This is a genomic window from Symploca atlantica LB2515 (genome assembly GCF_052546295.1).
Genome location: NZ_JBQWMT010000001.1, coordinates 2,173,625 through 2,199,948 on the forward strand (window position 1 = coordinate 2,173,625; position 26,324 = coordinate 2,199,948).

The 26,324-nt window shown below is 42.6% G+C and carries 17 protein-coding genes and 1 pseudogene; 11 read left to right on the forward strand and 7 right to left on the reverse strand.

Features of this window, described 5'->3' with window-relative positions; genetic code table 11:
* Positions 1 to 46 precede the first annotated feature (46 nt).
* The 11 genes from ACT7WV_RS09165 to ACT7WV_RS09215 all read left to right on the forward strand — a co-directional run bounded on the left by ACT7WV_RS09165 (position 47) and on the right by ACT7WV_RS09215 (position 12,873).
* A complete protein-coding gene (locus tag ACT7WV_RS09165; protein ID WP_445102612.1) occupies positions 47 to 1,036 on the forward strand; it encodes a glycosyltransferase family 2 protein in 990 nt (329 codons plus the stop codon).
* Positions 1,033 to 1,869, forward strand: a complete 837-nt coding sequence (locus tag ACT7WV_RS09170) for a glycosyltransferase (RefSeq protein WP_445102613.1) — start codon at positions 1,033 to 1,035, stop codon at positions 1,867 to 1,869. The genes ACT7WV_RS09165 and ACT7WV_RS09170 overlap by 4 nt, the downstream gene beginning before the upstream one ends.
* Positions 1,870 to 1,981: 112 nt before the next feature.
* Positions 1,982 to 3,235, forward strand: a complete 1,254-nt coding sequence (locus ACT7WV_RS09175) for a glycosyltransferase family 4 protein (RefSeq protein WP_463424159.1) — start codon at positions 1,982 to 1,984, stop codon at positions 3,233 to 3,235.
* Between the two features lie 83 nt (positions 3,236 to 3,318).
* Entirely contained in the window at positions 3,319 to 4,605 is a 1,287-nt protein-coding gene (locus ACT7WV_RS09180; RefSeq protein ID WP_445102614.1) for a glycosyltransferase family 4 protein, read from the forward strand.
* A 103-nt stretch (positions 4,606 to 4,708) separates the two neighbouring features.
* Positions 4,709 to 5,860: a glycosyltransferase family 4 protein gene (locus ACT7WV_RS09185; protein WP_445102615.1), complete on the forward strand. Its 1,152-nt coding sequence runs from the start codon at positions 4,709 to 4,711 to the stop codon at positions 5,858 to 5,860.
* Between the two features lie 78 nt (positions 5,861 to 5,938).
* Complete coding sequence (locus ACT7WV_RS09190) at positions 5,939 to 6,847, forward strand: glycosyltransferase family 2 protein (RefSeq protein ID WP_445102616.1); 909 nt, start codon at positions 5,939 to 5,941, stop codon at positions 6,845 to 6,847.
* Positions 6,844 to 8,109, forward strand: coding sequence for a glycosyltransferase family 4 protein (locus tag ACT7WV_RS09195; protein WP_445102617.1), 1,266 nt, complete (start codon positions 6,844 to 6,846; stop codon positions 8,107 to 8,109). Before ACT7WV_RS09190 ends, ACT7WV_RS09195 begins: the two co-directional genes overlap by 4 nt.
* Positions 8,106 to 9,059, forward strand: a complete 954-nt coding sequence (locus tag ACT7WV_RS09200; RefSeq protein WP_445102618.1) for a glycosyltransferase family 2 protein — start codon at positions 8,106 to 8,108, stop codon at positions 9,057 to 9,059. The genes ACT7WV_RS09195 and ACT7WV_RS09200 overlap by 4 nt, the downstream gene beginning before the upstream one ends.
* A 41-nt stretch (positions 9,060 to 9,100) precedes the next feature.
* Positions 9,101 to 10,273, forward strand: coding sequence for a glycosyltransferase (locus ACT7WV_RS09205; protein WP_445102619.1), 1,173 nt, complete (start codon positions 9,101 to 9,103; stop codon positions 10,271 to 10,273).
* Positions 10,274 to 10,353: 80 nt separating this feature from the next.
* Positions 10,354 to 11,478 carry an exostosin domain-containing protein gene (locus ACT7WV_RS09210; RefSeq protein ID WP_445102620.1) on the forward strand — a complete coding sequence of 375 codons (1,125 nt, stop codon included), beginning with the start codon at positions 10,354 to 10,356 and terminating at the stop codon, positions 11,476 to 11,478.
* A gap of 33 nt (positions 11,479 to 11,511) precedes the next feature.
* Entirely contained in the window at positions 11,512 to 12,873 is a 1,362-nt protein-coding gene (locus ACT7WV_RS09215; protein WP_445102621.1) for a hypothetical protein, read from the forward strand.
* Positions 12,874 to 12,975: 102 nt separating this feature from the next.
* Here the strand turns inward: ACT7WV_RS09215 and ACT7WV_RS09220 are convergent, their stop codons facing one another.
* The 7 genes and pseudogenes from ACT7WV_RS09220 to ACT7WV_RS09250 all read right to left on the reverse strand — a co-directional run bounded on the left by ACT7WV_RS09220 (position 12,976) and on the right by ACT7WV_RS09250 (position 26,310).
* Positions 12,976 to 13,890, reverse strand: coding sequence for a glycosyltransferase family 2 protein (locus ACT7WV_RS09220; protein ID WP_445102622.1), 915 nt, complete (start codon positions 13,888 to 13,890; stop codon positions 12,976 to 12,978).
* A gap of 247 nt (positions 13,891 to 14,137) precedes the next feature.
* A complete protein-coding gene (locus ACT7WV_RS09225) occupies positions 14,138 to 20,248 on the reverse strand; it encodes an Ig-like domain-containing protein (RefSeq protein WP_445102623.1) in 6,111 nt (2,036 codons plus the stop codon).
* A 497-nt stretch (positions 20,249 to 20,745) separates the two neighbouring features.
* On the reverse strand, positions 20,746 to 21,933 hold the full coding sequence (locus tag ACT7WV_RS09230) for a class I SAM-dependent methyltransferase (RefSeq protein ID WP_445102624.1): 1,188 nt from the start codon (positions 21,931 to 21,933) through the stop codon (positions 20,746 to 20,748).
* Between the two features lie 100 nt (positions 21,934 to 22,033).
* Entirely contained in the window at positions 22,034 to 23,104 is a 1,071-nt protein-coding gene (locus tag ACT7WV_RS09235; protein ID WP_445105611.1) for a LamG-like jellyroll fold domain-containing protein, read from the reverse strand.
* Between the two features lie 75 nt (positions 23,105 to 23,179).
* Positions 23,180 to 23,593 (reverse strand): annotated as a pseudogene (locus ACT7WV_RS09240) (VanZ family protein); the annotation flags it as partial.
* Between the two features lie 162 nt (positions 23,594 to 23,755).
* Complete coding sequence (locus ACT7WV_RS09245; RefSeq protein WP_445102625.1) at positions 23,756 to 24,976, reverse strand: class I SAM-dependent methyltransferase; 1,221 nt, start codon at positions 24,974 to 24,976, stop codon at positions 23,756 to 23,758.
* Positions 24,977 to 25,080: 104 nt separating this feature from the next.
* A complete protein-coding gene (locus ACT7WV_RS09250) occupies positions 25,081 to 26,310 on the reverse strand; it encodes a methyltransferase domain-containing protein (protein ID WP_445102626.1) in 1,230 nt (409 codons plus the stop codon).
* Between the last annotated feature and the right edge of the window lie 14 nt (positions 26,311 to 26,324).

Below are 26,324 nucleotides of genomic sequence, written 5' to 3' on the forward strand. Positions count from 1 at the left end.
TAAATTTGCTAAATATGATTGTGAGTATATAAGTTGAGAAATTACTGTGAAAACTCCAGTTGCTTTTTTGATATTTAACCGACCAGACACTACTGAGAAAGTATTTGAATTAATTCGCCAAGCACAACCAACTAAGCTATTAGTAGTTGCAGATGGTCCTCGTACACACCTGCCGGGTGAAGTAGAAAAGTGCGCTGCTACTCGTAAAATTATTGACCGAGTTGACTGGGATTGTGAAGTATTAACTAACTTCTCCGAAAAAAACTTAGGCTGTAAACGACGTGTATCAACTGGATTAGACTGGGTATTTTCAGAGGTTGAAGAAGCGATTATTTTAGAAGATGACTGCCTGCCTGCACCGTCTTTCTTTTCTTTTTGTGAGGCTCTACTGGAAAAGTACAGACATGATGATCGAATTATGATGATTGGAGGTTCCAATTTTCAATCAGGTCAATCTAGAACTTCCTATAGTTATTTTTTTTCAAAACATATGTTTATTTGGGGTTGGGCTACTTGGCGAAGAGCATGGCAGTATTATGATGTCGAGATGAAAACTTGGCCAGAATATAAAGAACTAGATTTAATCGATTCGTACTGTGAAGATTTTTTAGATAAGAAATACTGGGTCAATAGATTCGACTGTACCTTTGACGGAAGTATCAATTCATGGGACTACCAGTGGATTTATGCTTGCTGGTGTCAAAATGGCTTGTCAATAGTTCCGAACTCTAATCTGATCTCAAATATTGGCTTCGGAGTTGATGCTACACATACTTTTGATACTAACTCTTTAGCTGGTTTACCACTTACAAACATTTCAGATATAAAACATCCTCCTTTTGTTACTAGTCATCGCCTTGCAGATCAGTATTATTTTGATACTTATCTTGGCGGAAAAAGTGGCAAACGAAAGTTATTAAGGATTAAACAAGAAATTATAAGTTTACTAATAATTATATTTGAAAAATTTATAATTATATTCAATTCCAAGACATCGTTGATTTTTGCTAAAAAACTTTTAATAAATAAATCATGATAAAGTTTTCTATTATTACTCCTTGCTTTAACGCAGAAAAGTATATTGAAGAAACAGTTAGGTCAGTTATTGAGCAAACAGCAATTTTATCCAAAAAAGCTGAACTAGAATATATAATATGTGATGGAAATTCAACTGATAAAACAGTCGATATAATCGACTCTATTAAACAGGAATATAAGTGTGACTATCTAAAAATAATCTCTGAACCAGATGCCGGCATGTACGATGCTTTATCTAAGGGATTGAAAATGGCATCGGGAGATATTATTGCCTATATTAATGCAGGAGACTATTACAATAAACATGCTTTTGATGTGGTACTAGAGATTTTTGAATCAGGAAAAGCGAGTTGGTTGACTGGATATAGTGTTTTTTATAATGAAAAGTCGCAGATTGTGGAAGTTACATTACCTTTCAAATACCGGAAGGAGCTTTTTGCTTGTGGTTATTATGGGAAGGAATTACCAACTGTCCAGCAAGAATCTACTTTTTGGTCTTCTTCTCTAAATAGTTTAATTGATTTTGAACATTTATCAAAATTTAAGTATGCAGGTGATTTTTATCTGTGGCTACAATTTTCCAAAATTTGTGATCTAAAGATTGTCAAATCATATCTTGGCGGATTTAAATTCCACAGAGGGCAACTATCAGGAACAGGTAACAATGCTTACTACGAAGAGAAGCGTAGTATGCTATTAAAGCCAAAACTGCATGAATTTGCCCTGGCTATTTTTGACAAAATTATGTGGTCTGCACCTTTTAAAGTCAAAACGATTTTCAATAAAGGTAGTATCTTGCGTTACGATGTTGAACTTCAGGAATGGATTTAGTAGTAGTTATTATTGAGCTCTATGGAAAATAGGCGTTTAAACTATTTACTACCTTGATAAATTACTACTTAGTACCTATTTTTTTACTTGAGAACAAAAATGGTCTATAAAGATGAAAATTTTACATCTAGCAATGCATGAAGGTTCAGGTGCTGGGCATGCTGCCTCACGCTTGCACCTAGGATTGCTTAAGGAAAAAGCAGATTCCTCAATGCTGGTCATGCAAAAGGGATCAGAGTATCAATCAGTAGTTAAGCTCGATAAACAGACTGTATTATTCAAAAAACTCCAAGCCAAACTATTCGGTAGTATTCTTAGCCAAAGTTTTGGTCGCAAGACCACTTTTTCGATAAATGCTACCCCTTCTTTAATTAAGAATAGGATTAAAAATTTCAACGCTAGCATCATTAACCTACATTGGGTAGGCTGGGAATATTTAAAAATAGAAGATCTCAAGAACTTCAAGGTTCCTTTGGTTTGGACACTCCAAGATATGTGGCCTTTCACTGGAGGATGTCACTACAATCAAGAGTGCGATCGCTATACAAATTCCTGTGGTGCTTGCCCTCAACTACGCAGTGGTCAAGAATCTGATTTATCACGCTGGGTATGGCAACGTAAAGCTAAAGCTTGGAAGCATCTTAACCTAACCATTGTCGCACCCAGCTCCTGGATGGCTGATTGTGCCAGCTCTAGCTCACTTTTTAGAAATCGACGAGTAGAAGTAATTCCCTTCTGCCTAGATACAGAAAAATTTCAACCAATCAATCAACAAGAATCCCGTCATTCCCTGAATTTACCTCAAGATAAAAAATTGATTCTTTTTGGTGCACTAAGCGCGACTCAGGATAAAAGAAAGGGATTTCATCTTCTCCTTCCAGCTCTACAAAGCTTGAGTAAATCTGGCTGGCACGACCAAATAGAGCTGGTAGTTTTTGGTTCATCTCAACCGGAAAAACCAGTTGATTTAGGCTTTAAAGCTCACTATCTAGGTCAATTAAATGAGCCCCTCTCCTTAAGGCGTGCCTATTCAGCTGCTGATGTGATGATTGTGCCATCTATTCAGGAATCTTTTGGACAAACTGCCTCTGAATCACTAGCTTGTGGAACACCAGTTGTTGCTTTTAAGGCGACGGGATTAAAAGATATTGTTGACCATCAAAAAAACGGTTACTTAGTTCATCCCTTTGACATTGATGATTTAGCTAAGGGAATTGCTTGGGTATTAGAAGATGAAGAACGTCACAGCACACTAAGGATTGAAGCTCGGCAAAAAGCTGAACAGGAATTTGCCCTAGAGCGACAAGCTAGCCGCTACTTGTCTCTTTACGCTGAAATTCTAGAAAAAGACAAATGCCAAAAGTAGTTTTTTTGATTAATTTCTTATATTTATCATTTAAGCTTTAAGAAACAATTAATTTTATTTCATTTACAGAATAAGTTGTGGTAATGACTATCACCCAAGAAAATTCTATATCAAAGATTGAAGACCGCCAGCTTGATACTCACGATCGCAAGATTTTAGTGTTTGAACTCGCTTACGGAGGACACTATGCCAGCTATATTAGGCACTTAGCTGAGTATTGGTGTAAACAAGAATTACCAGGTCATCTGGATATTGTGGTTTCTCCTAAGTTCGTACAAAATCATGCTGACGTTGTAAATATCGCGACAAGTTATCATCAACAAAGCCTGAATTTTGTAGCAATTACGCCTGAAGAAGAAGCAAGCCTTATACCCAGGAAATCTTCTTGGAATCGTGCTTTGCGTTCCTTTCAAGAGTGGAAATTACTCCACAAATACGCTACTTTGCTGGGTGCTACTCAATGTCTGCTACTTTACTTCGACTCCTTCCAAGCAGCAGTAGCCTGTAAAGCCAAGCTTTCCTGCCCATTTTCTGGCATTTATTTTAGACCAACGTTTCATTACAGTAACTTCTCTCAACATGTACCTTCTTGGAAAGAGCGTGTGCAGCACTTGCGCGAGAAGCTTATTACTTTACCTCGGGTAATGCATCATCCACAGTTACGCAATTTATTTTGTCTGGATCCTTTTGTTGTCAAACACATGGAGCAATTCCGTGGTCAAGCACAAGCCATTCATTTGCCAGATCCTGTACAAATATACGATGTTCCTGAACAACACAATCTAGAAAATTTTAAAGCTCAATTGGGAATTGAGCTTGATAGGAAAGTTTTTCTCTTATTCGGTGCGCTATATGATAGTCGTAAAGGTATTCACGAATTACTGGAAGCGATTTCTACGTTATCCCCTAACCTTTGCCAGAAGCTTTGTATTTTGTTAGTAGGTCAACTGTTTGCCACTGAGGATTCACCAATTCAAAAACGGATTGTAGAAATCTCTCAGTTATTGCCTGTACAAATTATCGTCCGTGATCAGTTTGTTCCTGAGCAAGAAGTTCAGTTGTATTTCCAAAGTTCAGATGTCATTCTAGCCCCTTACCAGCGGCACGTTGGTATGAGTGGCACTCTAGTACAAGCTGCAGCGGCAGGAAAGCCTCTTTTGTCTTCTGACTATGGTCTCATGGGAGAAGTAACTCGCCACTGGCAACTCGGTTTAACCATAGATTCGACAGTACCGAGTGAAATTGCTAAGGGATTGACTCAGTTCTTGCTGCAATCTTCTGAAGCATTAGCTGACTTCAACAAAATGAAGCTCTTTGCTGAACAAAATTCTGCCGAACAATTTGCGCAGGTAATCTTTCAATCTGTCTAAATGTAGAGCAGTACCTTAGCAGATTTATCTGACAAGATAACCAAATAAATGTGTCATGCATACCTGTAAAAATATGGTTAGGACGGTGTTAGAGGAATCTCTAGTGAATCAGAATAGTGACTACCCTAGAATTGCTTGGCTCTTGCAAGGAGCAGGAGCTTACTGGCAACCGATAATGAGTGAATTTGCGCGATTACTTCCACAGACGATGGTCTTCACTGCTGATTGGCCCGGTTTTCTTCCTGGATTCGAAGATTCTTTTACTGTCAAGCAGGTAGGAAAGATAAAAATTCTCTCGAAATCTGGGTCATCAAAAAGTTACGGTCCCTCCTTTACCTACTTATCTCCCAGCATTGTTGGTCATCTACTAAAATTTAAGCCAGACGTAGTCTTCTCCACAGCTTTCTCCGTTTGGACAATATTTGCTTTGCTTTTGAAAGGATGGTGCAAATGGCGAGTTGTTATCGTGTACGATGGCAGTTCACCAGGAGTAGACTATCAAGGGTCTTGGCTACGTTTATTTCAGCGTCGCCTCATGGCACGTTTTACAGATGCATTTATCACCAATAATCATACAGGTAAAGCTTATCTGAGCAAGGTGATTGGAGCTAGAGAGAATTGTGTTTTTGATAGACCTTACCTAGTACCACACCCCAAAACTTATTCACCTAATCTCGAAAATGTTGAGCTAACTACTTCAGAACTACGGCACCCGATCTTTATTTTTGCAGGAAACCTTATTCCGAGGAAGGGTTTGCATGAATTGCTAAAGGCATGCTCAATTCTTCAAGCTCAAGGGGATCAAGACTATACATTACTAATTGTAGGTGATGGTCCTCAACGCTCAGAACTTGAGAGTTTCGTCAAAACCCACAATCTAGAAAATCGGGTCAAATGGGTTGGTTATGTTAAATATGAGCAGGTGGGAGCCTATTTTGACAAGGCTGATGTTTTTATATTTCCTACCCTTGAAGATGTCTGGGGTCTGGTAGCTGTTGAAGCCATGATGTTTGGCAAACCGATTCTTTGTTCTAAATGGGCGGGAGCTAAGGAAATCGTGGCTGATGGAGAAAATGGCCGTATCTTTGACCCCCATGAGCCGGAAAAGTTAGCTGAATTAATGAAACATTTCATGAATAATCCTGGTTTAATCAGCAAAATGGGTGAACAATCTAAGCAAATTATGAATAACCATACTCCTGAAGCTGTATCGAAAACTTTGGCTGAAGTAGTGGGATTTGTCTTGAAGGGTTGAGTATATAAAAAATACAGTCAATTAAGGGCGCACAACTATTTTTGCAAGTAATTCTATTCTTAGTTATAAATATTAATAATGTCAGAAGTTTTTATCACAAAAGAGCCTGTATACATTGTTATCCCTGTCCACAATCGTAAAGAAACAACACTAGCGTGTTTAAAAAACCTAGAAAAGTGTGGTGATCTCCAGCGATATTACGTTGTAATTGTTGATGATGCTTCTACTGATGGCACTAAAGAAGCTATCAATACTTTTTATCCGGAAGTAATAGTCTTACCGGGCAATGGAGATCTTTGGTGGACAGGAGCTATGGCTTTAGGCATGAAGCATGCCTATGAACAGGGAGCAGAATATTTCATTTGGCTCAACGATGATTGCATTCCTGATGCCAAAACTTTGCCACGATTAATAGAATTTATGCGTACTCATCCAGACACTCTGGTAGCGCCGACTTGTTATTCTAGCGAAGCAGATTCTTTGACCCAACAACACAATGGTTTTCAAGGTCGGCAAGGGTGTGCAGCCAAGCCTGGTGAAGTTATATTTGTTGACGGCATGTCTGGTTGGTGTGTAGGAATTCCCGCGTCAGTATTTCGCCAAATAGGTTCTCCAGATGCTAGTAAGTTTCCTCACTATTCAGGAGACGATATGTATACCTTAAAAGCAACACGCTCCGGTTTCAAAGCATGTCTTGTCGGAGATATTCAAGTAACTTTAATTGGTTCAGTTCACGCCAAGCTAAATTTTCAAGACTACTTTAAACCAGGACTTACTCCTGCCGCTATCTTTCAATCATTGTTTTGGAATAAAAAATCACCATATCGGTTGCCAACAAAGTTTTTTTTCTTTCGGGAAAGGTATGGATTGCTAATAGGAACATTTTTATTTTTGACCAAGTTAATTGCATGGCTAGGAAAATGGACACAACTGCAAATTACTTTATGGCTGAAACCTAAGGCACTGAACCTAGGAGAGAGAGCATGAAAAAACTCAAAGTTCTCATTTCTGCCTATTCCTGTGAACCGGGTAGAGGTTCTGAACCTGGCGTTGGTTGGAATGTTGCTCGGGAAGTAGCCAAGCACCACGAAGTTTGGGTACTGACTCGACCTGACGAAAGCGGAGAAATCATTGAAGCCGAACTAGCCCGTAACCCAGTGCCTAACCTGCACTTTGTCTACTGCAATCTCCCTCTTATTGGAGGATTTTGGCGCTTGAACCAAAGCGGGGCGATGCAAATTCACTACTACTTATGGCAAATTCAAGCCTACTTTTTTGCCCGTCGCCTGCATCATCAAATTGGCTTTGACATTGTTCACCATGTAACTTTTGTTAAGTACTCAAGCCCTAGTTTCCTTTCTCTATTGCCAGTGCCTTTTATCTGGGGACCCGTCGGTGGTGGAGAATCTGCACCAAAGCCTTTCTGGCGAGATTTTAGTCCTCGTGCCAGAGCCTACGAAACTGCGCGAGACCTAGTTCGCTGGCTAGGGGAGCGCGATCCCTTTGTACGTCTTACTGCCAAAAGAAGTGCCTTCATTCGGGCAACTACCGAAGATACGGCCAAGCGATTGTACAAAATGGGTGTGAATCAGGTAGAAATTTTTCCTGAGACAGGTCTACCAGCCGAAGAAATCGCCCATCTTGGCCAGTACGCTATGCCTGATAGTTGCCCCGTAAGATTCATTAGTATGGGTCGGCTACTGCACTGGAAGGGCTTTCATCTGGGGATTCGGGCTTTTGCTCAAGCCAACTTACCTGACGCCGAGTACTGGCTATTGGGGGATGGCCCTGAACAGGAGGAACTGGCAACTCTTGCCAAAGACTTGGGAGTGGCCCCACAGGTTAAATTTTGGGGGAGACTACCTCGCGAGGAGAGTTTAGGTAAATTAAGGGAATGCCATGTTCTAGTTCATCCCAGCTTACACGACTCTGGGGGATGGGTGTGTCTAGAGGCAATGGCAACGGGTCGTCCAGTGATCTGTCTGGACTTGGGAGGACCTGGTGTTCAAGTCACCCAAGAAACTGGCTTTAAAATCCCGGCTTTTGACCCTGAGCAGGCAGTAGGCGGCTTAGCAGAAGCCATGGTGCGTCTGGCAAAGGACTCAGCTCTCCTAAAACGTATGGGAGAGGCAGGGAAAAAGCAGTTAAGAGAAGAATTTGCTTGGGAAACTAGGGGAGAGCATTTGGCACAGCTCTACGAAGACATCTTTGAAAAAACACAAGGGAAAGCTTCCAGGAGTAACAGATGATCAGTGTGGTAATGCCTGCTTACAATGCAGCCAAATTCATTGGTCTAGCAATTGAGAGTATATTAAACCAAACTTTTCGAGACTTTGAACTGATTATTGTTGATGATGGCTCAACCGATAACACTCTAGAGGTGATTGATCGTTATCTGAAACAAGATAATCGCATCCAGGTAATTAAAAGCGGTCATATTGGCTGCAGTGGGGCAAGAAATGCTGGGGTTCAAGCCGCTAAATATCCCTGGATAGCAGTGATGGATGCGGATGATATAGCCCTACCGAATCGATTGGAAAAACAAATTAATGCGGCAAAAGCTAATCCTAAAGTTGTGATTTGGGGTAGTTATGCCAATCACATTAGTGCTACCGGAAAAATCCTCAGCCTAGTCCGACAAGGACCAACTACCGAAGAAGAATTTTATGCACTGCGTCGTGCAGGAGAAGTGCCATTTGTCATCCAGCCTAGCGCTTTGTTGAACAAAGAAATCTTTTTGAAGGAAGGCGGATACACTGAAGGTTTTCACCCAACGGAAGATTATGAGCTTTTTGACCGTATGGGCGATCATGGTCCGGTACTAGCAATTCCAGAACCCTTACTGTTGTATCGCATCCATTCCCAGAGTGCTTCGATGCAGAAGTTCTTTTTACAGCAGACATTGGCCCGATGTGTTGTCGCCCGTCATCGTGCTCGGGTCGCCGGTAAAGAGGTGCCGGATTTGAATCAGTTTATTGAAGAAGAAAAAAAGCTACCAACACTATCACGCCTGGATCGACAGATACGGACTTTGGGTCAGTTTTGGTATCGGAAAGCTGGCTTATTTTTTGCTGAACAGCAGTATTTACAAGCTGTTTTGTATCTTGGTATGTCCATCGCGGCCAATCCCTCCTATTCCATACCTCGCGTGTGGAAACAAAAACTGTCTCCGGCAGCACGCCGAGCTACACAAGAGTAAATTAACCCATTCAACCGTGCGACTTCACGAAGGAAACTAGGATGCGCATCCTGAGTGTACATAACCGCTATCAAATTCGCGGTGGCGAAGACGAGTGCCACAAAGCAGAAGTGAGCCTTCTGCGAGAAAGAGGTCACTCGGTTGAAGTGTACGAAGAAAATAACGAGCGTGTAGCGTCTTTGGGTACACTGCGTACAGCTACTAAAACCATTTGGTCTCAGGAAGCTTACCAAATCGTAAGAGAGCGGTTAAGGGCGCAGCCTCATCATCTGGTTCACGTACAAAACTTTCTACCTTTGATCTCCCCCTCGGTCTACTATGCAGCAAAAGCCGAGGGAGTTCCCGTTGTTCAGACCTTGCACAACTACCGCCTTCTGTGTCCTAATGCCCTTTTTTTCCGCAATGGTCAGGTTTGTGAGGACTGCTTAGGAAAGTCTGTTCCTTTGTCCGGTATTCAGCATGCTTGCTACCGAGACAGCCATGCGGCTACGGGGGTAGTCAGCGCGATGCTCATGGCACACCGAGCTATGCACACCTGGACAGAGATGGTGGATATCTACATTGCTCTGACCGAGTTTGCTCGGCAGAAGTTTATCGAGGGTGGTCTTCCGGCCAAAAAGATTATGGTCAAGCCCAACTTTGTCCACCCTGAACCTGCCCTGGGAACTGGAAGCGGCAGATATGCCCTCTTTGTCGGTCGGCTTTCTGTAGAGAAAGGACTAGACACATTACTAGCCGCCTGGGAGCTTTTGGGCGAACACCTGCCTCTCAAGATAGTTGGGGAAGGTCCTCTAGAATCTCAGGTGGCAGAAGCAGCGCAACGACTCCCGCAAGTGGAGTGGTTAGGACGTAGACCAATGTCCGAAGTTCATCAGCTAATGGGAGAAGCACTGGTTTTAATTTTCCCATCCAAATGGTACGAAACCTTCGGTCGGGTGGCCGTTGAGGCTTTTGCCAAAGGTACTCCTGTGATTGCGGCTAATATTGGTGCGATCGCAGAATTGGTGGACTCTGGTCGTACTGGTCTCCATTTCCGTCCCGGAGATCCGGGAGAACTTGCTGTGCAGGTGAAATGGGTACTAGCACACCCCTCAGAAGTTGCTCAGATGCGCCGGGAGGCAAGGGCAGAGTTTGAAGGTAAGTACACTGCCGAAAAAAACTACCAGCAGCTAATGAACATTTACGCCCAGACCAGAACAGCTTTGATTACTTGATAAATTTTGAACCTTTTCAAGTTCAGTTATCAGATCAACTTTATTGTTGTAATTTTTTGAATAAAAGAGTAAGTGAGATAATGAAACTGAAAATCTTCTCCGACGCAAACTATCTACCAAAAGTAACCGGCGGCGAAGCTATACTATCTCCCTTTTGGGGAAAGCCTCTAGATCTAGAAAATCCCAACTCCCCACAAAGTTGTCTGCTCGACAAATATATGGAAATAGGTCATTCTCTTTTTGAGATGTCTTCTCTAGAGGAAGCTGATTTAGCTATTGTTCCCAGCAACTGGGAACCCGCTCTGAGTTCTAGGCAGGAAAGTCTATCAATTAAGTTCATTGAACAAGCCAGAGAAGCAGACAAGCTATCAGCAAGCTTTTTTGGCGGTGATTGTTCACATGTTAAATTACCTATCGAGAGTAATTTAGTATTTCGCCATTCTCTTTATCGTTCTGTTAAAAAGTCTAATGATTTTGCTATGCCTGCCTGGAGTGAAGACTTTGTAGAGAAATACCTTAACAACCAAATACCCATTCGGGAAAAGCGTCCCAAACCAGTTGTTGGCTTCTGTGGTTTTGCAGTAAAAAGAAACCTGAAAACCTACGCCAAACTTTTACTATACCGAAGCAAAAGACTTTTATCCAAAAATAAAACAGGTATACCACCCTATTATATCGGTCATCTTTTAAGGTTTCAAGCCCTACCGATTTTGTCGAAAAGTCCGTTCATAGAAACTAACTTCATTGAAAGAGAACGCCCTGTTTTTTTCCAGGAACCCGACCTAAACTTTCAAAAGAAAATACGGCTGGAGTTTGTGCAGAATATGGTGGAGAGCGACTATATTTTCTGTTGTCGTGGTTCTGGGAACTATTCTTTTCGTTTCTACGAAGCTCTCTGTTGTGGACGAATTCCAGTTTTTATCAATACAGATTGTGTCCTGCCCTACGACTTTGAGATAGATTGGAAGAAATACTGTGTTTGGTTAGAGGAAAACGAACTCCCATTCATCGCCCAGAAGATAGCTGAGTTCCATGAAAAGCTTTCACCACAAGAATTTGTAGATTTACAACATGAATGCCGCCGGATTTGGGAACAACGAATCTCCCCTGAGGGATTCTTTGCTAATTTCCATCGCCATCTTCCACTAGTATTGTCTGCCAAAGCTAGAGAGGAGAATGCTTTGTCCGAAAAAGCGGAAACTTAATATACCAGAATACCTGAAGACGGAGGTCAGTAAATGAATGTAAAGCCTACAAATCTCAAGAAAAAAAAGGGCTATATTAAGACCTCTACTCTGGTATTGTGGACGTTTGCCAGCGCTTTTTTGCCGCGCCTCCTCGAATCGGCGGGAGCTCCAGCACCAATTAACTTTCTGCACTTTGCCACAGTACCACTTACCTGTGGAGTTGCCTTACTCAAAACCCGTACGAAAGACACCAGCCAAATTTCAATTTCTAGAGAAATTTTGTTTGGCTTATGGCTCTTTCTCACAGTTGGATTTGCTAGTGCTTTGTGGAACGGTGCAGGAGCTATTAACGTAGTTCTAGGCTTCTTGCTTCTGGCTGAACCATTCATGCTGCTGCTGGCAATAATTTGTATACCCATGTCTCCTGCCACTTTTGATCGCATTAAATCCTGGATGGCAGGTTTTGTCTTTTTCCATCTCTTTTTAATTTTCGCCCAGTATGGTTTGGGTTTCTGCCACTTACCTGGAGATTGCGACAACATTCAAGGAGTATTTTACCGCTCAGGATCAGGTCATGTTGTTGGGGCTTCAGTTTCCTGTACTTTTGCTGTTTATTACTTCGTAACTTCTAAGACAAAGCCAATGTGGTTAAGGGCTTTGGTACTAGTTAGCGGTTTTCTGAATATACAATTTGCGGATGCCAAGCAGGTAGTCTTAATGTTTCTTTTGGCATTTATAATTCTAACTTTCAGTAATATCAAAAATATTGGCAAAACTATAATGTACCTAACAGGTACAGTTATTTTCGTTGTTGTCTTTACCTGGGCTGTACAAAATATAGAAGCTCTTGGTGCTTTTGCAACCTGGGCTAGACCAGAAATGTATGGCCCGGAAGGTGAAGCTACATTACTGAAGTCTTCAGGAATTCGTATTATTACTACCTATTTTCATTCACCCGTGAACTGGTGGCTCGGTCTTGGTCCTGGTCATACCATAGGTCGATTAGGAGGGTGGATGATTAGAGACTATAGTTCTTTGTTATCGCCATTGGGAGCAACCAATGTTCCTTTTGGTGAGACTGTGCCTGTTAGCGATCGCGTTTGGGCTTACGTGGCATCAAGCTGGCTAGCGGAGGGAAGTAGCATGTTTGCTCCTTTCTTCGGCTGGGCAGGCATTTGGGGAGATTTTGGCTTTCTCGGACTGGGAAGTTACCTCTATCTCTGTTCTATAGTCTGGCGCCGGCTTTGTCTGGACGAGATGCCTAAATTTATTATGCTGACGGTATTGGTTTGCGGATTTATTTTTACACAAATGGAAGAACCAGCCTACATGCTCTACATAGCTAGTGTAATCGGCATGCGCTGGCAAGAACATCAAGCTGATAGGAAGAAATATGAAATTAGCAAAATATAATCCTTGTTTTAATTGCCAAATAACTTAAAATCGCGGATAAATATGGAAATCACCAATTGGCAAGAGGTTTGTTATTAAAGCGATGAACCCTAATTTGAACCTTTAGGAGAGGCTATCATTGTTCCTCAAAAGTTTCAGATATTTTGTACTAGCTAGAACCAAATCTTCTTGTAGAAATTTGCGATTTCCTCGCAACCAACTCACTAGGTGTCGATAGCACCAGATTCGTTTTTGCCAACTTAGTGGGGTTTCCCACACCGATACACAGTACCCCCAAAATCTTCTCCACCGTGGAAGTCCAATCTTTCCCTTTCTTGTTGCGTCAAACCAAGATGTGTACGCTTCGTAAGTAGAGTGAGCTATTTGCATGGACATTTGGGAATGTTCTCTGTTGAAGAACAAATACTCAGGAATCTCGTGGAATTTACCCATGAGTCCAAGTCTGGCTAATAAAACTCCATCTCCATGTCCATAACTTTCTATAAGTTGTGTCTTTCTAAGAAGGCTAGAACGTATCAAGCCAAAAATCTGAAAGCAGTCGTTCTCATAGAGGAGCTCACGAAAGCGTAGTTCAGGTTTCGGTGAATCAGCTTTTCTCTGAGTATGATTATCTCTTAAGAATCTTCCCTGTTCATCTATAATCTTTGTTTGCGTGTGACATAAAACTACGGAAGCATCTTGCTCAAGTAACTCGACACAACGCTCTAGAAACTCTGGAGCACACAAATCGTCATGAGCACACCACTTAAAATAATCACCTGTAGCTAACTCAAAAACACGATTGTAATTTGGGGCAGCACCAAGGTTATATTCATTTCGATAGTAACGGACGCGTTGATCTTTAGCCGCGTATTCTCTGCAAATCTCCTCAGTTTTGTCAGTCGAGGCATTATCTGAGATGATTAGCTCAAAATTCTCAAAAGTCTGAGCCAAAATTGAGTCCAGAGCCTCTCTGAGAAAATTATCGCCATTATATACTGGTAGTCCAATGCTTACGCGAGGTTTATTAATGTTCATCTTTAGCTAGTTAACTATCGTATGAATTGAAAATTACAAGTTCGGTAATGATTGAGAAAATATAAGATGTTTGAGAAATTTTTTATAGAAAAATTTGTATTTACTGTTTTGTCTAAAGCTCAAATCGAGTTATTCCATATTTATCAAAAATGGGCTGGCAGAGTTTAAACCAGACACTGGTTTTCACAGTGCGAGGAACTAACTCAGCTCATAAAGTTACTGCCTTATAAGCTGAGTTAGTCTAACTTTAGAGAAACTCAAAGGAGGGACTGGCAAGAGCCAGATCAGTAGCTCCTTGAACAATAGCAATCAACTCATCCTGGTCAGCAGTCTGGAGAAATATAGCGGTACCACTAGGCAGTCCTTGCGGTGCAGTTTCTAGTCTATAGTTACTCTCATTACCGTGGAGGTAAATAATATCTTGCTGGCCTCGGCTAAAGTCAACAATCAAGGCGTAGTCATCTAGACCATTACTGTTAGCAATGCCGTCATCGTAGTAAGCATTAATCTCATCTCCTAGTATGAATCGATCAACACCACCATGTCCAGTAAAGACATCTTGCTCACCCTGTCCTGGATTGGCAGCATTGGGATTAACACCAACTAGGGTATCGTTGCTATCCTCACCACTGAGAATACTGTTGCCCTCTTCCTGCTGTACAATATCCGAACCAGGCTGCAAAACCTCAATACCTAGAGTAAAGGCATTGCTAGCGCTTGCTTGGAAGTCAAGATTAAGGACTCCGTCAGTGATTTCAACATCTTCAAAAGTTTTAGTTAAAAGCCTGTCAAGGATCCCAAATTCATCCCAGATATCAAAATTATCGAGAACTAATTGCCCCTCAATACTAACATCAAATACTCGTCCACCACTATAGGTAAAGACGTTTTCAATAAAGCTGAGGTTCACATCATAAGTACCATTGACTATGGGAATCTCGTAGGAGAGTACCTTCCCATAGCGCTCTGTAGTAAATAGAGGTAAATCATCAGTACTGTGTACCGTATGAGGTGATATGTAGACTCCATCAAACTCAACAAATCCTGTGTCAGCTGACCATTGCTTGCCTGAGCTGTCAGTATATGCGTCACCACCAGCATTAATACGAATTGGTACGTCATTATCACTGATAGCAACATCGAGGCTAGGAACACTCAGACCATCGTAGTTAGAGTCAGTACTGCTGACAACGAAACTTATGTTGCTAGTATGGGGACCTTCGGAAACAGCATCATCCAAAGCGCTAACCGTGACGATTTGAGGTACATTCCAATTTGTGGGGGTAAATGTCAGTGCTGAGGTATTGGTACTAATCTGATCATCTGTCGTTAAGTTGATGGTGACGTCAGCAGTTGGTGCACTAGCCAAGACCAAATTATAGCTATCATCGAAGCCTCCCTCAATCACACTGGTACTGTTTCCTGTTTGAGTCAGTGCTACGCCGGGAAGACCGTCATCCTCAAGGAAAATAGGTGCGGCTGAGTTAAAGAAATAATCTACCTTTGCCGTGAAAGCTGGGGCAGTTCCACCGACTGGATGGTTAGCGGCAAAAGTACCCACTGAATCAACTGTTATAGCCTGGGTAAAGCTACCTGCTGCCGTCCAATTTGACCCATCAGCAGAGTACTCTAGTGTCCAGACATCCCCTTGGCGATTCACTCGTAAGTAAGAGGCAGTAGCAGAGGTGACCGGGACATTGAGCTTTACCTGTGACGACCCGTTAACGGTAGCTGCCGCAAAGACATGTAATTGTGAGCCGTTATGGAGCGTGTCAAATCGCAGCCAGTTGTTAGCATCTTGCTCAATGACGAGACCTTGAATTTGATATCCTGCAGATGGTTCTGAGGCAAACTTCACGTCCAGTTGGAAATCTATGTCTTCGGCATCCTGCATCACCCGTACAGCTTTGTTGGTATTCCATATGTCGTGAGAAGAAGAACTGCTAGGAACTAACAACTCCAGATAAGCTTCACCAGCTCCTGGCGTTGTCAACTCAAAAGAACCATCGCCCAAAGGATCTACAAAGCTCCATCGAGAGTCTAAGGTAGCACTGTTGAAATCGTCAGAGTCAAAAGCTAGCAGTTGCGTCTCTACGCTAATATCTACCGTTGCTGCATTGGAAGTCTCCCCATAGTTATCTTCAACGGTGTAAGTAAAACTATCTGAGCTGGTCTCAGAACCGTCGTGGGTATAAGTAATCAGGCCATTATTAAGGCTGAGTGTACCGTGGCTGGGTGCATCGACAATCTCCAGTGTGTTGGGATTGAGTGTACCGTCACTGTCGCTATCGTTACTGAGTACATCGATGACTACTGAATTAGCTGGAACAACTGACACCTGGTCATCGTTGGCAACTGGAGCTTGGTTGGGAATATCTTCTCCTAGGGGAATTATCGTTACGTTGCCAAAAGTAACGTCGTGTTCATGAGCAACCAGTACTATAGAACCATCAAGATGATTGCTTTGTTGTCCCTGTAAGCTCCACTCCGTTGGTTCTGTCTGACCTTCTTGCCAGACCTTGAGACTATAGATAGTATCAACAAGGTTTGGAGCTGTCTCTACCCGTACTTTGAAGTTGTAGGTAAACCCCTCTTGTAAAGTCAGAGGTGCTTGGTTGAGAGGACTAAAATTCCAGGTATTTCCAGTAATTTCCAGTTGGTTATTGTAGTACCAAGCAGCAGCACCAAGAGGAAGAAAGCCAGATTTAGGTTGCCAAGCTGTTACGGGGTTGTCGGTATGTCCGTTCCATCCCACGATAACTCCCACACCACTCCCTTCAGGACCGGTTCTTAGAGCGTTGATTGTTATCGGAACTGTTACCTCAAAGTTATCCCAGGATGCATCACCAATTGCAATGAGGCGGTCATAACCCGGTTCAGCGGTACGGACTCCATTGCCCTCCAAAGTCCATAAACCATCAACCACCTGCGCTACATCTTGAATATTTGTGACGGAACTCCAGTCAACGGAGTACTGCTCTGGCCAAGAATTACCTGACTCGTATTCAACCGTAACTGTTTCAGTTGAGACATTTCCCAAGCCATCTATAGCAGTGATTTTGACTACGTCGTCAAGTGGCGAAGCGTCCAGAGCGGCGTAAGCAAGGTCAATATTGAAGTCACCCAGTGACGATAATCGGCGACCGTCTACTCCCACTGCGATAGGAATCTCTGAACCACCGTTAAGGGAATAAGTAAGCGAAGAAATACCGTCTGGGTCGTACACGTTGCCAAGAAGGTTGACCCAGTCCTGGGGCTGGCCGATTTGTCCAAAAGTCTGGTTCAATCCATACCAAATGTCTATCTGTGCTGGTGGGTTCGGATTGAAGACAAACTCAAAATTTTCCGAAAAGGCGACCTGATTAGAGATATCCTCAGATTGAATTTTGTAGTTGTACGTATTGCCTGGTAATAAATTAGTAAGCATTACCGAATGCTTATACAAACCACCAGTGGTGTTCACAGAACCCAACTCGTATGCAGTGGTTGCTCCGTAATCAACTGTACCTGTCGCTGCCTCATCGGTAAACCAAGACAACTCTACTGTGTCTGTTCCATGGTTGAAGCGCTGCACGCTACCAATTAACGGAGCAAGATTATCGTCAGATGGGTTGCCATCTTCCGGTGTTATGGGCGTTGCGGTGTTGAAGAAGTAATCCACCTGCGCTGTGAAGGCGGAGGGAAAACGTCCTTGACTGGAAGAGTTGCTGGCAAATACTCCTACCGAACTTACCTCCAAGTTTTGGTTAAAGCTTCCCGCAGTTAACCAGTTCACTCCATCAGCAGAGTAGTTCATTGTCCACGTATTTCCCTGACGATTCACCCTTAGATATGAGGCGTCACCAGATGCAACAATGTTAATCTTTGATTGTGATGAATCATTGTTAGTAGTTGCAGCAAAAACTTTTAAGTTTGAGCCATCATGATAAGTGTCAAACCTTATCCAGTTGTTATCATTCTGTTCAATGAGAAACCCCTGTGTCTGGTTTGCTGTCAGTCCTGAAGCGAATTTCACCTCCAGCTCAAAATCAGTGTTTTCTGCAGGCTGCATGACGCGAACCGCTTCTTTTCGATATCCCCACAGATCGTGGGAGGTTCCACCCGGCACTGACAACTCTAGATAGGCATCTCCAGTACCCACACCCTTCATTAGCACCGACCCATCGTTTAATGGGTTGACCAAAGTCCACAGGTTAGGATCAAGATTGGAACTATTAAAATCATCTGAGTTGAAGGCAAATGCTGGGGGTTCCTCCACAGTGAGGTTGACTGTAGCCGGATTAGATAACTCTCCCTCATTATCTTCCACCGTGTAACTGAAGCTATCAGTACCGATAAAACCAGCATTGGGGGTGTAGGTAATTAGACCACTAACCGAGTCTACTGTCACACTACCGTTAGCAGGATTGCCACTAATAGCAACGCTGGAAGCATTAACATTACCATCACTATCAGTGTCGTTGCTCAGAACATTGATTTCGACTGAGCTATTGGTGGTGAGTGTGGCAGTATCGTTATTGGCTATCGGTACCTGATTGGCAGGTGGTTCCTCCACAGTGAGGTTGACTGTAGCCGGATTAGATAACTCTCCCTCATTATCTTCCACCGTGTAACTGAAGCTATCAGTACCGATAAAACCAGCATTGGGGGTGTAGGTAATTAGACCACTAACCGAGTCTACTGTCACACTACCGTTAGCAGGATTGCCACTAATAGCAACGCTGGAAGCATTAACATTACCATCACTATCAGTGTCGTTGCTCAGAACATTGATTTCGACTGAGCTATTGGTGGTGAGTGTGGCAGTATCGTTATTGGCTATCGGTACCTGATTGGCAGGTGGTTCCTCCACAGTGAGGTTGACTGTAGCCGGATTAGATAACTCTCCCTCATTATCTTCCACCGTGTAACTGAAGCTATCAGTACCGATAAAACCAGCATTGGGGGTGTAGGTAATTAGACCACTAACCGAGTCTACTGTCACACTACCGTTAGCAGGATTGCCACTAATAGCAACGCTGGAAGCATTAACATTACCATCACTATCAGTGTCGTTGCTCAGAACATTGATTTCGACTGAGCTATTGGGAACAACGGTAGCAGTATCGTTATTAGCTGCGGGTGCTTGGTTCGGTAAGGGTTCACCACTTCCATCTTCTGGGACAATCGGTGCTGCGGTGTTGAAGAAGTAGTCTACCTGGGCTGTGAAGGCTGGTGAATCTCCTGCATTCCCAGCAAATGTTCCCACGGAACTGACTGTTAAGGCTTGAGTGAAGCTTCCTGCTGCTGACCAGTTAACTCCGTCTGCGGAGTACTGTAGAGTCCAGACATCCCCTTGACGATTTACTCGCAAGTAGGGGGCTGAACCAGATACAACCTGAACGCTGAACTTAGCTTGTGATGAACCGTTAGTGGTAGCCGCGGCAAAGACATTCAGCTGTGAGCCATCGTAATAGGTATCGAAGCGCAGCCAATTATTGGCATCTTGCTCAACAATGAGTCCCTGTATCTGATATCTCTGTGATGGCTGTGAGGCAAATTTAACTTCCAGTTCAAAGTCAGTATCTTGTGCCGCCTGCATCACCCGCACTGCGTTGTTGGTGTTCCAGGCGTCGTGTCCAGAACCACTGGCAACTGATAGCTCTAGATAGGCATTTTCTGTTCCTGTTCCTGTTAGCTGATATGAACTGTCACCTAGAGGATTAACGAAAGTCCATAGGTTAGAATCGAGATTGGAGCTATTGAAATCATCTGAATTGAAAGGCTCAGCAAAAACAAAATTGTAGGCTTCCCTTACTGCCGTCGGAAATGCTAGAGAGATTGGAATCTCGCCTGTAGTGACCTCTAGATTCCAATCTCCTCCCAAAGCTTTACTACCAGTCAGCTTGGCAGAAGCGGCAATAGTTGCCCCTGTTAGTTCCTGAAGTTGTTTGATAAATACTTCACCTGCGTCTCCGGCGGCAACATTACAGCCGTACAGAAGAATGGAAGAGAGAGAGGAAGTTAATGACCAGATTTTTAAGTCATTGGCATAGTCATCTAAAGTGCCTAGACTTAGTTTCGTATTGCCTAACTGAAGACTTCCCGGTGAGCCATGAGAGACAATGTGAATCGCTTCAAAGTTGGTGTGTTGTTGCACTACTTCAGTAATCTGAGCAATGCCATTTCTTGTAGCGTCAAGAATGAATACTTCTGCTCCGGGATTAACGCCATCCGCTAAACTCTGGTATTGATCAACTGATGAGTCAATGAAAACGAGGGTGCTGGGGCTGTAAGAATACTGGCAAGTCGCCAGGGCAAAGCATTCATTTAGTTGTTCTTGTCTCTGGCGGAGAGAGGAAACTCGAACATTTGGCATCGCGAAGTTCATGTAGTAGAAAATTAGTGAATATCAGTGTTTTCAAGGTTTTATCGGTAGATTTCATCTGACTATAAATACAAATTAATCACCATTCGCTTAATTTTGATTAGAAAAAATAACCTCAAATTTAAAAGGTTATTTGTAAAACTGTGCAAATGGATAATTTTGTGGAAGCATCCTCATTTTAATTTCCTATATGGACTTATAGGGGTTATTTACAGTAACTTCACGGAGAATTTGTAGAATATTAAATATTCAAAATATAAAAAAACAGCAGTTTTTCAGTAAGTGAATTAAATTTCTAACTCAGAGAAATTCAGAAAACTCATCCTAAATTTTGTCTTTACCTTGTTAAGTTAGAAACTTTTGTCAGTCAGGAGACTCCAAGATTGCTCTTAAAAAGTAACTAGGGACACAAGCTTGGCTTGTGTCCCTAAAATTAAGTAACCAACACGCTAATACTGACAGAGCAGCCTTCTAACAAAATATCTACTTCACACGGAGATTAGCTCAGGAGTCAAACCCAAAACTGTAGTTAGCTCTCGAATCTCTGCTTCATAGATCGGGTTCATTACAATTACTACATCCGGTTGATACTCCTGCAAAAATTCCGGTGGAACAATTTTCTGTCCCGTGCCAGCAACGTACATCCCTTGTTTGCGGGGGTTAAGATCTACAATGTATTCAATCGAGTCTTGGTTGCTGAGGATATTCAAGAAAGTAACCCCTTTGGATCCTGCACCCCACACGACAGCTCGTTGCTCGGCATTAGCAATTTGTGTCAGCTTTTGCTCCCAAGTTTCTACTAAAGCGTCGAACTTCGCTTTGAAAGTGGCAATATCTTTCGATAAAGCCTCAACTTCATCTTTTCGATTCTCACTGGGGGCGATTTCGCCAGGCACTGGCAAAGCTTCAAGGCAAAGGAACTGACTTTCAAACGTCTCCTTGAGATCGCAAACCTGGAACCCATGAGTAGAAAAAGCGTGCGCCATAGAAGTAGGGGCGAAGTAGCAGCAGTGTTCATAGATGATGTCCCAGACCGCAAGATTGCGAAAGGTATGCAGTGCATTAGGGACTTCAAAGAACACAACGGTATCGAGGCGATCGCCGATCGCTTGTCGCAGTGGTTCGAGCAGGTCAGATGGATTCGGAACGTGTTCAAGTGTGTGCCGACAACAAATGAAATCTGCTTTATAGTTTTTGTAGCGCTCTGAATAAAAATCCTGAATAAACTGGACGCGGTCTTGCAAAGGACTATGCTCTGCTCTAGGAACATAACTAGGGTCAAAACCCACTCCTCGGTTATTAGCAAATTCGCACAACGAGATCAAAAAATCACCTTTGCCGCAGCCAATCTCGATAATATCTTTGTCATAAAGATTGTGACGTTCCACCAACGAGGAAGCTAGAGATTGGGCGTATTCCTGAAATCGAGGAGAGTAGTGCAAAGAGTTTTCATAGTCTTGGGAATAGCCCAACTTGGTAGGATCGAACGCTACATTGATAATCAGACCAGTGTTAGGGCAAAAAGCCAGTTTGATATCTCCCTTAGGACAGTTTTTTGCGGCTTGCTGCTCTGACCACAAAAGATTGCAATAGACTGGAACCTCCAGCATTTCAAAAAATAGCTCTAAATCTGGGGGTGTATCGGTGCTAGTGCTTTGATTAGCTGATGTGTTCATTTATATTTGTACTCCTAAAACTTTTTACTCTGCGAAGACTGTTGTTTTTTGCGGTATTTAGTTTGTCTTGAAAGGTTATCTTTTTTGCGGTAAACTAAGTTCATAACTGCTGGCGAAAGTTCAAGTGAGTTTTAAAAGGCACCCTAAATAAGAGCAGGGCAACTAACGTGATTACTATACTTGTTAGCGTATTTTCTAAACCCATATTTCTGTGATTCTCAATTGCCAACATAGCTTCTAATATCAAGCCAGGCAATACTACTCCACCACAAATCAAGAAGATATAGAAAATAAATTTACCTCTCATTATAGTAGTGATCAGAGCTAAGATAAATCCTAGAGGTATAAAAATTAATGCATAACAAAGCATCGTAGAAATTTTGGGATTAAAAGTATTGAGCTGAATACTCCAATCGTTATCTAAAGGTGATAAAAACTGAAACAAAGTCAGCCCAGAATTAAGATTAATAGAGTATAGCTTTTTTAGTTGATCGATATATAATCGCAGAGATGAACCATCATAGGTGATGATTAGTTGGTGGGGATTAGTATCAGCGAAAACATTAGGAACAATTAGTTCGGGAGTTGTTCCATTTTCTCCAGTAAGTGGTGTTCGCAGTCGAAATACTAGATTAGTTTCCTCTTGCCCAAGAGTAAAGTTTCGATGATAAGGATCACCTGAAAGAGAGATAATTCGCGCAAGTCCGCTCTGCGTAGTATTGGCAGTGGCAACAGTGGTACTCAAGGTAAATTGAGAAGCCTGACAGATCTTTTGGGTTAAATAGGTTGCAGGTGTTAATGTTTTAAGCCAATGACTTGGAGTTAGTAAAACATCTGCCCTATTTTGATTATCCAGAAGTTTTCCTTGCCAGAATAGATCTGGTAGATGTCCAGCTTGATCGGCATAGCTTCCTTGACCTATAAGCTGATAAAAAACCACCAGAGAATCTTCAATTGCAACCGTGGGATAGTTTCTAGAAAAGCTCTGTGTTACCTCCTTATCTGAGATGGCTCTATTAGAAATCCATACTTCAGAAATATATCCGTGCCACGGTCGATCTCCTGTTGACTCATTGCCCATTGACAGAGGAAACGTTGAGTCCCAATTAGTAAGATGTGTGTTATTTTGTAAAGCGATCAAAATCGCAAAAGCTATGGTGGCATATCCCAAAAAGCTGCCTACTAGCTTCTTGATCGAAAGACATTTTTCAAGCTCAAAAAGGAATATTAGTCTTATTAGAAGAAAACACAAAAAGCCGAAAAAACCGCCTAAGCTATTGGCGAAAATATCTAGAAGTGTGGGTGACCTCGATGGTAGAAATACCTGGAGAACTTCAACTCCCAGAGATAGGCTGAAACTGACCAACAAGACGACGACAAGTGTTCCTATCCATCTTAGTCCTCTTGTTGGCATCAGATAAGTAAGACTAAAGCCAAGGGGAAGGAACAATAAAATGTTGGCTAGCCAGTCTCTAACATTGCTCGGATGATGAAAACTGTTAGCAATAGTTTTGACAGATAAATCATCGATTAAGGAAAAATTAAATGGTGAGAGTGTAGTGAGCAACACTATAAGCAGACTGAAAGAAACAAGTCTAGGTGCCGATTTCTTTATGAGTTGATTCACATACGAGAAAGATAGTAAAAAACTTGCGTGCATTTGTAGCTTGCTTTCAGGTCAATCATGCCTAGAGAGAGTAAGAAATACATGCACTGATTTATAAATTACTGATTTATAAATTATGGATGATCAGTTAATCATGACTTAGATGATTAACTGATCAGATTAGAGCTAAAAAGTGCCCTCAATTTAAGTAATTTTTCAGAGAGATATGACTTCTGTCATTACCCCCATCTCATTGAGCATTTGCTGAATTTCATTGCAGTAAATGGGATTCATCACAATCACTTGATCAGGTTTGTAGTCCTTCAAAAATTCCGGTGACATGATTTGTTTCCCAACTCCAGGAATGAATTTGCCATGACGATGGGGGTTAATGTCAACAACGTATTCAATTTTGTCTATGGTATCAAGAGTGGTCAGAAAGGCAACACACTTGGAACCTGAACCCCAAACAACGACTCGTTTCCCCTGCTCTTGCATCTTCTGTAGATGCTGCTTCCAATACTCCAGTTTTTTGCGGATGCTGGTAGCAAAGTGCTTGACATCCTGGATTGTCTGCTCAAGACTCTCTTCCAAAGGATGTATCTTTTCAGAGGGCGTAGCTACAGGTCGAGCCTCGATTAAGAGATACTGCTCTCCATAAGCTCGATATAGGTCAGTTACTTGAAAACCGCAGGAACGGAATAGGCGGGCTAGTGACCCAGGTGTGAAATAAGAGCAATGCTCATAGTAGATATCCTCGAAAGCCAAATCCTGCAATACACGGGTTGTATCTGGGATTTCAAAGAAGACAACTGTATCAAGGCGCTCGCCAATGGAGCGTCTTACAGTACTGACAAATTCAGCAGTAGGATGAATATGCTCCAAGGTATGACGGCAGCAAATAAAATTGCCCACCTGGTCAGCGTAACGCTCCGAGTAGTAGTCTCGAATAAAAGTTACGCGGTCAGCCGCTTCGCTTTGGACTCGCCCTGGCGCTGTAGAGGGATCAATACCAACGCCTCGGTTCTGACCTAACTCGCACAGCAGTAACAAGAAATCGCCCTTGCTGCAACCAATCTCAACAATATCTTTGTGACGAAGATCGTATTTCTCAATCAGGCGATTAGCCAAATCAAGAGCAAACTGATTGAATGTTGGTGAGAAACTCTGTTGATCTTCGTAATTGGGCGCATAAGCCGACCACTGAGGATCAAACACCACGTTAGTTATAAAACCACAATGCTCGCAAAACCCCAAAACAACATCACCACAGGGGAATTCCAGGGCCTCCTGCTGGCTGGAAAGCATCAAGCAGCTATGAACTGGCACATTGCGGATTTCATAGAAAAGCCACAACTCCTTGTGACCGCAGTTGGGACAGACATGCTCGGCTAGCGTAGCGGTATTTTCCAGACTAGCTAGTAATGACTGGGACATATTTGCTCCTAAATCGGAATTTAATTGGTCGCAAAACCCAAAAATTAATCCAAAAGATTGACGCACTCAGACAGAGGTATCCGGGAGCTATGATTATGGTATAGCTATACAATCTTGGGTTGTGGAATTGGGACGATAAACTTCCCGCCCTTTTGCCGATACTCATCCTGCTGCTGCATAATTTCTTCAGCAAAATTCCAAGCCAGAATCAGGACGTAGTCTGGCATATCTTCTAGAAGTTTTGATGGTGGGAAAATTGGTAGATGATTGATGCCCATATAGCGACCGTGTTTGAACTTGTTTAAGTCCACTACATAATCAACGAGCGTTTTATCAATACCAACATAGCTCAACATTGTTGTTGCTTTCGCTGCTGCACCATAGGCAGCAACCTTCTTCCCTTGTTTTTTAAGATCCCAGAGAATATCTAGTAAAGAGTGCTTGATTTCACGGACACGAGCAGCAAAATCACGATAGTAATCGATTTGATCGACCTTGCGTTCTACCTCTTGTTGCAAGAGTAATTTAACTGAGTCTTTGACTGCTTCTTTTGGCTCTACAAACAAGCGCAGCGAGCCTCCATGTATCGGGACACGCTTGATGTCATTGAGAAATAAAGAATGTTTTCTGAATAACCTGTCCAAAGCAGTCACGGAAAAGTAGCACAGATGTTGGTGATAAATGGTGTCAAATTCGCAGTGATCCACCAAGTCAACAACATAAGGCACTTCAATTACTGCCACGCCTGTATCTTTTAGTAAGATACTAATGCCCTCAACAAAACCGTTCAAGTCTGGCACATGGGCCAAGACATTATTGGCTAAAAAGACATCCGCCTCCTTGCCTTCAAAACGCAGCTTCTTAGCTAGCTCTTCAGTAAAAAAGGTACAAAGAGTAGGGATACCTGCTTGTTGAGCTGCCTCGGCTGGCCCGGAAGCTGGGTCAATACCTAGTACGGGAATGCCTGCTTCAACAAAGTTCTTGAGCATATAGCCATCGTTACTGGCAGCTTCAATCACGAAGCTGTTGGCACCCAGTTGCCTGGATTGGATCAGGGCTTTGGCACTATCACCAAAGTGTTTTAGCAATGACGGCGAGATGGAAGAAAAATAGGGGTAATCCTGACAAAACAGAATTTCTGGGGGAACGGTTTCTGTGATTTGAACTAGCCCAGAACTGGGAGAGAAAGCTAAGTCAAGGGGAGCAGTATACTCTGGTTGATCTAGCTGGTCTTTGGTGAGCAGTCCATCGGCTAGAGGAGTGTAACCGAAAGGAATAATTAACTCTAGGTCAGAATTGCCACTAGCACGGCAAGTTGGCTGGGATTCAGGCATTGTTTGACAATCCT